Source organism: Nocardia sp. NBC_00403 (genome assembly GCF_036046055.1).
Lineage (GTDB): Bacteria > Actinomycetota > Actinomycetes > Mycobacteriales > Mycobacteriaceae > Nocardia.
This window is the reverse complement of record NZ_CP107939.1, coordinates 2,113,674-2,126,918: the sequence shown is the minus strand read 5'-3', so window position 1 is coordinate 2,126,918 and position 13,245 is coordinate 2,113,674. Positions and strand designations below refer to the sequence as shown.

Here is a 13,245-nt window from a genome sequence, read left to right as displayed (position 1 = left end):
CCTCGCCACGGATTCCGCGCTCACGGTAGTAGCGCAGCCCACCCGATGGAACGGCCACCATGGCTCTTGTCTTGCCCGTTGAACGCCTCCTCGAGTTGGCCGATCTCGGTGCGCATCCGCGACCGCGCCATCTGCGCCAGTACTTTCGGGTTCCGTTCACCGGCGATCAGGGGCATCCATCATCTCCCCGAAGCTGGGCCCGCGGAAATGGCGAAGGCCACCGACCGCGTCCGGGAACCGGGCCCCGTTGCGAGCATGGTCCGATGGCCGAAGCGGTCACCCGATGCGCCCGCAGTGAACATGACCACGACGCCGACACAGCAACGGTGCCGGAGCATCTACGCCCCGGCACCGCAGATGCTGTCAGTCCTGCTCGACTGCCCGGTATCGGCGCGGGGCATCGCAGGTCTGCACCGCCACCCCACGCTCGGTCGACCGCACAAACGCATTCGCCACAGCACCGCTGGAACGGTTCAAACCTTTCCCAATTGCGCTGGGGTCGAACGATTCTCCGGGATGCCCGGCCAGGAAGTCCTCCACCAGTCCATGTAGTGCACCCTGCGGCAACCGGGCCGGACGAGCCTCCACCACGCACCAGAGATCAGACGATCGACGCAGTCTCGGCCGAAGGCAAGCCGCCAACAGTAACTGGGAACCGCCATCCATGGCTGGCGGTCGCATGTGTCCGATCGCTCGTGCCGGTACGGCTGATGGCCGGCCGTCGAGGTTCGTCATCAAACCCGCCATTTAATGGCCGACGTCAACCAACGACACCCGCGCACGCCAACGCCAGTAATCGATATCACAGCCAGAACTGGGCAGAATTTCAATGTATCCGCAGCTCAGAGGCTCTCTGAACCAGCAACACCCAACGCTGCCAACTCTTGACAACGACACCCATCGCACGCTGATTCGATGTGAGTACATGGAGTTACCCAGGTACCTGCGAAATCAGCCATTGCGCAACCTGTGGAATATGGAACGACCGCCTTGATTGTGTTGGTTCACACAATCAAGGCGGTCGGGTTCGATCAGGTCCGCCGGCGCGGTGGAATCAGATGCCGAGGCCCTTGGCCAGGACCGGCCAGGAGGCGTGCAGTTCGTCATTCCAGTAGCCCCACGAGTGGGTGCCACCGTTGCGGAAGTTGAAGGTCGCCGGGATGCCCAGCTGGTTCAGCTTGCCCTGGAGGTTGTGGGTGCAGAAGTTGGTGCCCGCCTCGATCACGCCGCCGATGAGGATCTGGTTGGCCAGACCGAAGGAGCCGGGCAGCGCGTAGGGGTTGTTCAGCTGGTCGTACTGGCCGGGCAGGCCGTTGCCGGTCGAGATGTAGAGGTCGAGACCACGCAGACCCTCTGCATTCACATACGGGTCGTTGGCCTTCCAATCGGGCGAACCCTCCGGGCCCCACATGTTGTCGGTGCTGCCGCCGCCCCAGGTCTCCACGGTCAGCTTCACGAACTCCGAGCCGACCGGGTCACTGGTCTGGGCGCAGCCACTGTAGGCGGCGACGGCCTTGTACAGACCCGGCTTCGCGATCGGCAGGGCGAGCACGGTGGTGCCCGAAGTCGACAGGCCGGCGATGGCATTCACACCGTTGGTGCCCAGCGCGCCGTCGATCAGCGGCGGCAGCTCCTCGGTGAAGAAGGTCTTCCACTTGTTGCGGCCCAGCGTCGGGTCGTCCTTGATCCAGTCGGTGTAGTAGCTCCACTTGCCACCGATGGGCTGCACGACATTGACGTTCTTGTCGGCGAGGAAGTTCAGCGCGTCGGTCTTGGCCACCCACGATGCGTCGTCCTCACCGCCGCCCGCGCCATTGAGCAGGTACAGGGTCGGCCGCGGCACCGACGCATCGGCAGGGCGCTGCACGTCGATGGTGACGTTCTTGTCCATCGCCGCCGAGAACACGGTCAGGCGGATGCTGCGCGCGTCCTTGTACTCGGCCTTCGCGATCTTCGAGCCGTCGGCCGCGATCGGGTTGGCGAGCAGAGCCTTCTGCTCGATGATCGGGTCAGCCGTCGCGGTGGATGTGCCGAATCCGGACATGACGCCCGCGAGAACTGCGGTGGCCGCGATCATCGCGGCGGCACGCGTGCCACGGCGCCGAGTCTGTCGACGGATCAATTTCACACCTTCACTTCGTATCGAGATTATGGTTGGGCTTTCCCCTGGCCGCTGGGCATCCGCACTCGGCACCACGCCGACCATACGGCCTATGTCGTCGTGATAACAGGGGCCATCGTTACTGCGATGTTGCCCCATCATGCCTGACCTGGCCAATCACGACCACCTCTGCCTCGCCGACCGAGACGGGCGTCACCTGCCCATCAGCTGCTGGCCGTGCTCGGCCAGCCCGCCCAATGCCCGGATCCAATGCTCGGCGAAGGTCTTCACCTCGTCACCGCCGAACACGTCGGCGGCGTAGTCGAAGCGGATCAGCATGCCCTCGGCGGTTGCATCGGCGGTGAGGTCGAGCAACAGGTCACCGCTCGGCGCCTCGCTGTGCACCCGGGCCGGACGCAGATCACGATACCTGAGCGCGAAGCGCCCCCGCGGCAGCGCCCGCAGCCGCGCGCCGGTATCGGAGTTGAGATAACGCAACACGCCATAACCGACGCCACGTCCCGGCGCCGACCGGCGCAGCTCCCTGACCTGGCCGATCGCGACGCCTGCCGCGGGGCCACCGATGAGCGCGTCCGCCACATCCACACCGTCCAGCCACAGCGGGAGCGGGTAGTCCGTGGTGAACCCGCCGACAATGGTGTCGGTCTCAGTCACCGAGCGGGCGTCGGCGGCCAGTCGGATCACCGGGCCGATGGTGCGGGTGACGGTCTCACCAGCGGCGGTGACCAGCGCGAGGGCCACCGCGGTCAGCAGGACCTCCTCGACCTCGGCCTGATACGCCGCGGCCGCGACGGCGACGGCCGCGGTGCCCTCGGCAGTGATGGTCAGCGACACCCGGCGGCGTGATCGTGGATGTGAGTCGCCCACGGGATTGAGGGTCGCGGGCACCGCCCCCAAAGTGTCCTGCCACCAAGACATTTCATCGATGACGTCCGGGCCTTCCGACCGCCGCGACAACTCCCGCAGCAGCTCGCGCAGACCCGATTCCGGCACTGCGGGGGTGGCGTGTCTGCCACGCCACCATGCGGTGGAGAGCTTGTCGATGATCGTGCGCCACGAGGCGTCGTCGACCACCAAACCGTTGGCCACCACCACCAGTGTCGCGTCGTGCTGCCCACGAATCAGGACGAAGCGGATATTGCGGCCGTGCGCGGGATCCAGTTCGGTGGCCACCTCGCGCACCACATCATCCAGCGGTGGCGCGGTCTCCGTGCTCGTCGCATCCAATTGCAGGAAGGCCTCGTCGAGCCGCCGGTCCGCGGCCGGGATCTCGAACACCGGTGCACCGGAGCGCTCGTCACGACGCAACCGGACCCACAGCATCGGATGCTGTTCGAGCACGGTATCGACAGCCGACTGCACAGCTTCGGCCGAACAATTCGACGGCACCTCGATCACGATCGCCCGCACCTCGACACCGGCCTCCAGCAAACGCACAGCATTCGGCGTCAACGGCAGCGGACCCGCTGCATCGTCATGGGGTTCCCCCAGTCGTGGTGACTGCCGCACGGCTTCCGGAGCCACACCGTGGGGCGTGGCGTCGGCGAGTGGTTCGACGTTCGGCATTGCGGTAACCCTCGGCACCACAGTGAAAGCGGAGACCCCGGCCTCGGCTGCGGCAGCCGCCTCCCGCATACCTTCAATACTCGACGCTGTCGAAGCCATCGGCCCAACCGCAACGCCCCGCACCCCGACCTCGGGCGCGGCAGCCGCCTGCTGCTTTCCTTCGATACTCGACGCTGTCGAAACCATCGGCCCAACCGCAACGCCCCGCACCCCGACCTCGGGCGCGGCAGCCGCCTGCTGCTTTCCTTCGATACTCGACGCTGTCGAAACCATCGGCCCAACCGCAACGCCCGGCACCCCGGCCTCGGCTGCGGCAGCCGCCTCCCGCATACCTTCGACACTCGACGCTGTCGTACCCCTCGGCGCGACGACAACTCGAGGCACGTCGACCTCGGGTGTGGGAGCTACCGGTGTTTCGTCGGCACCCGGCGCTGCCGCAGCTACCGGCACGAAGGCAACGTCCGGTACCTCGGCCGCCGGGGCGGCGGTGGCCTCGGCGGCCCGTTCGATGCCGGTCGCCGTCGTAAACACCGGCGCGACACCAACTTCCGGCATCGCGATGCTCGGGACAGTTTGCCGGTCGAGCAGGGCGGCGAGCTGTGGACCGATGATGTCGAGTGCCTCCGGGGAGGTCAGCTGCTCGTGGCGGGCGGGAACCGGATGCGCGACAATGGCGCCGGCGACGTAGGGCTGCCAGGCCGCGTGCTCGGTCTCGTGACCTGCGGCGGTGAAGTAGTCCATTCGGCCGCGGAAGACCCGGTGCCGGTGGTCGACGGCGAGCTCGACAGAGCGCACCGCGGCTCGGTAGATCCGGCCGAGCCGTTCTGTGGTGAGGACGGCCAGCTCGGGCGAGATGGCGGCGTGCAGGGCGGCCAGTGCGGCGTCGTCGAGCGCCTGCAGGTCATCGGTGCCGGGGAAGGCGTCGATGCCGAGTTCGGCGAAGGCGGCCCGGATCTCGGCGCGGAAGTCGGCGATATTGCCGCCGGTGCGGCCGTCGAGTAGTGCGAGCAGCGCCACCTGCGCGCCTTCGGCCTGTAGTTCGACCGCAACGGCATGTGCAAGCGTGCCGCCGAGGGACCAGCCGAGCAGGTGATAGGGCCCCTCCGGTTGCACCGCGCGGATCTCCGTCACGTAGCGGCGCACCATCGAGTCCAGTGCATCCGGCAGGTAACCCGGCTCGGACAGGGCGGGCGACTGCAGCCCGAAGATCGGCCGATCCCTCGGCACGTGCGACCCGAGACCTGCATAGCACCAAGCCAATCCGGCCATCGGATGAATGCAGAACAGTGGCGCGGCCGCGCCTGCCGCGCGAATCGGCAGCAACACTTCCAGCGCGGCGTTCACATTCGACGCGGCATCACCCTCGGCGGAGGTGTCCGAGACTCCGATCCGGCGAGCCAGCGCCGCGACGGTGGCGTCGGTGAAGAACCACTGCACCCGCACCTCGGCACCGGTCTCGGCGCGCAGTCGGCTCGCCGCGCGCGTCGCCACCAGCGAACTGCCGCCCAGTGCGAAGAAATCGTCGTCCGCACCGATGCGCTCGACGCCGAGCACCTCGGCGAACACCTCCGCAACGACCCGCTCCAGCGGGGTCGACGGCGCCAGGTACTGCCGCGGCGCGCGGTCGGGCTCGGGCAGCGCAGCGCGGTCGAGTTTGCCGACCGGGGTCAGCGGAAGCTCGTCGAGCACGACGACCGCCGCGGGCACCATGTGCGCGGGCAGAATGCTCGCGGCATATTCGGCGAGCTCGGCCGTATCGATGGTCCGGCCCGGCGCGGCAAGCGTATAGGCGACGAGCATCTTCTCACCGCTGCGGGTATCACGGCCGAGGGTGACCGCGAATTCCACATCGTCGTGACTCGCCAACACCACGTCGATCTCGCCGAGCTCGATGCGGAAACCACGAATCTTCACCTGGAAGTCCGAGCGTCCGACCCAGTCGAGCTCCCAATCCACCGAGGGCACAGCGACATTGCCCGCCCGCTCCCCTGGTTCGGCGTACCAGCGCACCACATCCCCGGTGCGATACATCCGCGCACCGGGACCGCCCCACGGATCGGCGACGAAGCGTTGCGCCGTCAGTCCGGCACGGTTGCGATAGCCGCGGGCCAGCGCCGCACCCGCCAGATAGAGCTCACCGGCAACTCCGGGTGGCACCGGACGCAACCGCGAATCCAGCACCAGCAACGACATTCCGTGCACGGGCTTGCCGATCGTGACGCGCCGCCCCGGGTGCAGGTCACCGAAGGAGGCCGCGACAGTCGCCTCGGTCGGCCCATAGCCGTTGACATACCGGCGACCCGGCTGCCACTTCTCCACCAGCTCCGGCGTGGTCACATCACCGCCGACACAGAGGAATTCGAGCTCCGGCAGTCCCGTCGGATCGACCGTGCCGAGCACCGCGGGCGTGCAGATCGCGTGGGTGACCCGTTCCGTCCGCAGTAATTCGGCCAGCTCCTGACCCGCGACCACGGTCGGCGGCGCGATTACCAGGGTCGCCCCGGTGTGGAAGGCGCACAGCCATTCCAGGACCGACGGGTCGAAGCTCGGCGAGCACAGGTGCAGGAACCGGTGCCGCGGCGCGACCGCGAACACCTCTGTCGCGTAGTCGATCAGGCCGCCGAGCCCGGCGTGGGTGACAGTGACGCCCTTGGGGATTCCGGTCGATCCGGAGGTATAGATGACATACGCCGGATGCTGCGGCCGCAATGGCATCAGCCGGTGGCGATCGGTGACCGGATCGGCCGCGTACGCCGTTACCACCGCTTGGGTGCCGGGATCATCGAGCACCAGCCACCCGCGACCAGGCAACTCCTCGGCGTACGCGGCGGCGGTGACCCCGACGATCGCACCGGAGTCGGTCACCATATGCCGAATCAGTTCCTCGGGATAGGTCGGGTCGATCGGCAGGTATGCACCACCGGCCTTCGCTACGGCCCACACCATGGCGACCATGTCGTAGGAACGCGGGAAGGCAAGGGCCACCAGGCTCTCCGGGCCGACGCCGCGGTCGATCAGTACGCGCGCCAACCGCGAGGAGTATTTGTCGAGTTCGCGATAGCGCACCGAGCGGCCCTGGTGGCGCACGGCGATGGCCTCGGGGTCGGCGTGGACGGCACGCGTCAGCAGGTCGGGCAACAGCCCGGTGGCCATCGGCCGATCCCGGTGCGGGCCGGTCAGCAGCGCGCTTTCGGCGGCGTCGAGCAGCGGCAGGTCACCGACGGGGATCTGCGGCCCGGTGGCGATCGCCGCGAGCAGCCGGGTGAACCGATCGGCGAATACTCGGACGGTGACATCGTCGAAAAGGTCTCGCGCGTAGGTGAATTCGCCGTACAGGCCGACGCCGTCGCCGGAGTCACCTGCCGCTCGGATGGCAAGGACCAGATCGTACGGCGCGACGGTGATATCGAAATCGACGGTCTGAATGCTGAGCCCGGGTAGCTCGAAGCTGCTGTCGGGGAGATCGAGGAACGACAGCGCCACCTGGAACAGCGGATGCCGCGCGGTCGAGCGCGGCGGATTGAGCAGCTCGACCAGACGCTCGAACGGCAGGTCGGCGTGTGCGAAGGCCTGCAGGTCGGCGTCTTTGGTCCGGGCGAGCAGCGCACCGAAGGTGAGCTCACCCGGCACCTGCGTACGCAGCACCAGGGTGTTGACGAACATGCCGATCATGTCGTCGAGTTCGGCCTCGCCGCGCCCGGCCACCGCGGTGCCGATGGCGATGTCGTCGCTGCCGGACAGCCGAGCGAGGAACACCGCGAGCGCGGCGTGCACCACCATGAACATGGTCGCGTTGTGCTCGCGAGCCAGTCGGCGCAGGCCGGCGTACACCGGCGCGTCGACCACGAAATCCGCGGTACCGCCCGCAAAAGACCGCACCGCGGGACGGGTGCGGTCGGTGGGCAGGTTCAGCTCGCCGGGCAAACCGGCCAGCGCGGTGCGCCAGTAACCGGCCTGCACCGAAATCACGCTGTCCGCATCGGATTCCGTGCCGAGCAGTGCCCGCTGCCAGATGCTGTAATCCGCGTACTGCACAGGCAGCGGCATCCATGCCGGGGCCGCACCAGCACTGCGGGCGGAGTAGGCGAGCATGACGTCGCGCACCAGCGGCCCCATCGACCAGCCGTCGGCTCCGATGTGGTGGGCAACGAAAACCAGTATGTATTCGCCGTCGTCGACCTGGAACAGGGTGGCGCGGAATGCGACCTCGACGCTGACGTCGAAGCCCGCGGCCGCGAGGTGCTGCACCTGTCGGCCGACCTCGCTTTCCGCGATGTGCACTGGCGCGAGATCGACAGGCACCTCGTGCGGTGCGAGCACCTGCTGAATCGGGCCGTCGGGGGTCTGCGGGTAGAGCGTGCGCAGCACTTCGTGTCTGGCGACCATGTCGCGCACGGCCAGGTGCAGCGCGGCGATGTCCAGCTCGCCGGACAGCCGCAGCGCCACCGGGATGTTGTAGGCCGCCGAGTCGGTGTCGAATTGGTTGAGGAACCACATTCGAAGCTGGGCGAGCGACAACGGGATTCGCTCCGGTCGCGTTCCGGCGACCAATGCGAGTCGCCCGCCCGTGCCGACGTGCTGCTCGACCTTGGCAGCCAACCCCGCAACAGTCGGCGCTTCGAACAGCTGACGCACCAGCACTCGGGTATCCAGTGCCGCGCCGACCCGGGCCGCGGCCTGAGTGGCAAGCAGTGAGTTGCCGCCCAGCGCGAAGAAGTCGTCGTCGGCGCCGACTCGCTCGACGCCGAGTACCTCGGCGAACACGCCCGCCACGATCTCCTCGATCGGAGTCGAGGCGGCACGGAAGACCCGCGTCTCGAATTCCGGTTCTGGCAATGCCGTGCGGTCGAGCTTGCCGTTGGCGGTCAGCGGTAGCGCGTCGAGTGTCACATAGGCACTCGGCATCAGGTACGACGGCAAGACCGCCGACAACGCCGCCCGCACCACAACGACGTCCGCACCCGAGCCGGGATCCGCCGCGACCAGGTACGCGACCAATCGGTCACCGATTCTCGGATCGGATAGCGCGATGACGGCGGCCTGCGCGATCTGCGGCAAGGCCAGCAGCGCTGCCTCGATCTCTCCCGGCTCGATACGGAAACCACGGATCTTCAGCTGGAAATCGGTACGACCCCGATACTCCAACTCACCAGCAGCATTCCACGCCACCAGATCACCGGTCCGGTACATACGCTCCGAGGACCCGAACGGATTCGCCACGAACCGCTCCGCAGTCGAATCCGCGCGCCCGAAGTAGCCGCGCGCCAACTGTGCACCGGCAAGATACAACTCACCGGACACACCCACCGGAACCGGACGCAACCGCGCGTCCAGCACAAAGACCCGACTGTTCCACTCCGGCGCACCGATCGACACCGACACCGAATCGGTATCCGTGACACGGTGATTGGTGATCGACACCGCAGCCTCGGTCGGACCATACAAGTTGAACAACTCAGCGGAACTACGACGCCGGAACCGCTGCGCGGTCGCCGCGGGCAACGCCTCACCGATCGCCAGCACCCGACGCAACGACCCCGGCAGCCGCCCGACCAGCAACATATCCAGCATCGACGGCACCACATGCAGCGTTGTCACCGACTCGTGCGTCATCAACTCGTTCAGGTATGCCTGGTCGTGGTGGCCATCGGGTGCGGCGATCACCACCCGTCCACCGCACACCGCCGCCGACCAGAATTCCCACACCGACAAGTCGAACGTCGCCGCCGTCTTCAACAGCACAGCGTCCTCGGCACCGAGGCCGAATTCGTCCGCCTTCCACAGCAGCTGGTTGACGATCGCACCGTGCGAGACAGCGACACCCTTGGGCCGACCAGTCGAACCCGAGGTAAAGATGACATACGCCGTGTTCGCGGCCGTCAGGACACTACGACGCTCATCCGCCGAGACGGGCGCATCGGCATACGCCGACAGATCGACCTCGTCGATCGCCATGGAATCCACCGCCGCAGCGACGAACCCATCGTTCGCCGTCGTCAGCACACATACCGGCCCAGCCGTATCGAGGATGTAATCGACGCGGTCAGCAGGCTGATCCGGATCCACCGGCACATACACCGCACCCGACTTCGCCACCGCATACATCGCGACCACGAGATCCGCCGACCGGCGAATCGCCAACGCCACCCGATCCTCCGGACCAACACCACGCCCGATCAGATACCGCGCCAATCGATTCACCCGAGCATCGAGCTCGGCATAAGTCAGCTCACGCCGGCCATCCGGCTCATCGGCAACCAACGCCACCGCACCCGGCGACGTGGTCACCGTCGCATCCAACAACGACACCAACGTCGCGGCCGGATCGACCGCACGCGCGGTGTCGTTCCAGCCCGCGAGAATCCGCGTCGACTCCTCCGGCGCCAGCAGATCGATCGCACCGACGACGACCTCGGGGTCGGCGATCACGGCATCGATGACCCGGACAAACCGATCCGCGAACCCACGCACCGTCGACTCATCGAAAAGGTCTGTCGCGTAACCGAATTCGGCAACGATCTCAGCGGGCGTACCGTCCGCGGCATACCGGTCGCGCAAGGAGATATGCAGGTCGGTCTTGGCGAGCTGCAGGTCGAATTCCACACCACCGACCGACAGCCCTGGCAGTTCCAAGGCGGTCTCGGCTAGGTTCTGGAACGACAGACCCACCTGGAACAGCGGATTGCGCGCCGTCGAACGCGCCGGGTTCAGCGCTTCGACAATGCGCTCGTACGGCACCTCCGCGTTGGCGAACGCCTCCAGATCCCGCTCTCGCACATCGACGAGCAGGTCCGAGAACCGTTCGTCTGCACCCACACTCGCACGGAAAATCAGCGTATTGACGAACATTCCGATCAGATCATCGAGTTCGCGTTCGCCGCGACCCGCGATCGGCGTGCCGACCGCGATGTCAGCGCTGCCCGACAGCCGCGCGAGCAGCACCGCCAACGCAGCGTGCGCCACCATGAACAGCGAAGCATGGTGTGCCCGCGCCAGCTCATGCAACCGGGCGTGCCGGTCCGGCGAAATCTCGAAGCGAACCGACTTGCCGCGCAACGACTGCGCGGGCGGACGCGGGCGATCGGTGGGCAACTCGAGTTGGTCCGCCAGTCCGGCCAACGTCGTCTGCCAGTACGCGATCTGTTGCGCGGCAAGCGATTCCGGATCATCCTCGGAGCCGAGAACCGCTCGCTCCCACAGCGCATAGTCGGCGTACTGCACCGACAGCGGAAGCCATTGCGGCGCATTCCCGGCCACGCGCGCCGCGTATGCCAGCATCAGATCACGCGCGAGCGGCCCCATCGACGCACCGTCTGCCGCCACATGATGCACCACGAACGCCACCACGTGTTCGTCCGGGGACAACCGGAACAGCGCCATCGCCAGCGGTACCTCGACCGTGACATCGAAGGTGGTCAACGCGAATTCGATGAGCGCGGGCACCAGATCGGCTTCGTCGGTGTCGAAAGGAACCAACGCGAACGGCGTCGCGGGCACCGGATGGATCACCTGATGCGGACGGTCGCCAGAACTCGGATAGGTGGTCCGCAGCACTTCGTGGCGGATCAGCACATCGCCGATCGCCGCGCCGAGCGCAACCACGTCCAGCGCGCCGGACAGCCGCACCGCGAGCGGAATGTTGTCCACTGCGGAGGTGGCCGTGTCGAACTGGTTGAGGAACCAATACCGCTGCTGCGCCAGCGACAGCGGCATCCGCTCCGGACGCTCACCAGCGACCAGCCGTGGCCTACTCCGCCCCGAGCCTGCGTTGTGTTCGACGAGCACCGCCAGTGCACCGACCGTCGACGCGTCGAACAGGTCGCGCACCGCGAGCCGAGTGTTCAGCGCGGCATCCAGGCGCGCGGTCACCTGGGTGGCCAGCAGGGAATTACCGCCGAGATCGAAGAAGTTGTCGTCCAGACCGACCCGCGCGACCCCGAGCACGTCACCGACTGTGCCCGCGACGATCTCCTCGATCGGTGTCGACGGTGCGCGGAACGCCTTCACTTCGAACACCGGCGCGGGCAACGCCGTCCGATCCAGCTTGCCATTCGACGTCAGCGGAACCGCGTCGAGGACCGTGATCGCGGCGGGCACCATGTGGGCGGGCATGGCCTGCTCGGCCAGTGCCGCCAAAACCCCGGTATCGATCGGCATCCCGTGCACGGCGTGCACATACGACGCGAGAACCGTGGCCCCGCTGTCGAGCCGGTGACCGACCGTGACGGCGAAGTCGACGTGCGGATGCGATGCCAGCACCGCATCGATCTCACCGAGCTCGATGCGGAACCCACGGATCTTCACCTGCGAGTCGTTGCGACCCAGGTATTCCAGCTCACCGCTGGGAGTACGGCGCACCAGATCGCCGGTACGGTAGAGCCTGCCGCCGGCCGGATCGAATGGATCGGCCACAAAGCGGGCGGCAGTGAGCGCGGGCCGGCCGTGGTAGCCGCGAGCCAGTGGTGCTCCTGCGAGATATAGCTCGCCGATCACCCGATCGGGCACCGGGCGCAGCCGATCGTTGAGCACATGGGCGGTGACGCCACGGATCTCCGCACCAATGGTCACCGGCGCACCAGGAACCAGCGGCGCGCTGATATTGGTCATGATGGTGGTCTCGGTCGGCCCGTAACCATTGCAGAACTCGCGCGTGCGCGCCGACCCGATCGGCAATGCCCAGCGCCGCACCAACTCCGGCGGGCAGACGTCGCCGCCGACGATCACCACAGCCAGCTCGTCGAGACCGGCCGGATCCACCGAGGCCAATACCGCCGGCGTGACGAACGCATGGGTCACCGCTTCCCTGCGCAGGACGGTGGCGAGTTCCGCACCGCCGTACACCGTCGGCGCGACCACCACCATGGTGGCGGCGCCGCCGAGTGCGAGCAGCAGCTCGAGCACCGAGGCATCGAAGGACGGGGACGCGAAATGCAGGGTGCGCGCGGTGCGCGTGACCCGATAGCCGGCCCGCTGCTCATCGCAGAAGCGGGCCAGCCCGGCGTGCGTGACGACCACGCCTTTCGGCTTGCCGGTGGAACCCGACGTGTAGATGACGTACGCGGGATGTTCGACATACAGCGGCCGCACCCGATCCCGATAGGTGATCAGATCCGCCGGATACTCCTCCAGCAGCTGTGCCGCATCCGGAGTATCGATGACCAGCCATTCGGCCAGGTCGGGCAGATCGTCACGGACTGCGGCGACAGTCAGCCCGAAGCGCGCCCCGGAATCGCCGACCATGTGCGCGACCCATTCGGCCGGATAGTTCGGGTCAACGGGAACAAACCCGGCGCCGGTCTTGGCGACCGCCCACACGGCGAGCACCGAATGCAGTGATCGCGGCATAGCCACCGCGACCAGGTCTTCAGGGCCGATGCCCCGCTCGATGAGCAACCGCGCAAGCCGGGTCGAGCGCTCGTCCAGCTCGGCGTAGCTCAGCGCGACGGATCTGCTGGTCGCATCGGCGCAGACGATGGCGGTGCCTGCCGGGTTCGCGTCCACGGCGGCCGCGATCAACTGCGGCAAGGTGGTGGCGCGCGCTCTACTGATCCGGGTAG

General features: G+C 67.2%; 2 protein-coding genes and 1 pseudogene. All 3 read right to left on the bottom strand.

Features of this window, described 5'->3' with window-relative positions:
- Window positions 1-20 precede the first annotated feature (20 nt).
- Window positions 21-176, bottom strand: a complete 156-nt coding sequence (locus OHQ90_RS09265; RefSeq protein ID WP_328409121.1) for a hypothetical protein — start codon at window positions 174-176, stop codon at window positions 21-23.
- Window positions 177-1,054: 878 nt separating this feature from the next.
- Window positions 1,055-2,077: an alpha/beta hydrolase gene (locus tag OHQ90_RS09260; protein WP_442941451.1), complete on the bottom strand. Its 1,023-nt coding sequence runs from the start codon at window positions 2,075-2,077 to the stop codon at window positions 1,055-1,057.
- 237 nt (window positions 2,078-2,314) lie between these two features.
- A pseudogene (locus tag OHQ90_RS09255) lies at window positions 2,315-13,216 on the bottom strand (amino acid adenylation domain-containing protein); the annotation flags it as partial.
- Window positions 13,217-13,245 lie beyond the last annotated feature (29 nt).

Bases quoted from the DNA above. Each gene is read 5' to 3' on its own strand.
- OHQ90_RS09265 (WP_328409121.1), bottom strand. From the start codon at position 176: ATGCCCCTGATCGCCGGTGAACGGAACCCGAAAGTACTGGCGCAGATG.
- OHQ90_RS09260 (WP_442941451.1), bottom strand. From the start codon at position 2,077: ATGATCGCGGCCACCGCAGTTCTCGCGGGCGTCATGTCCGGATTCGGC.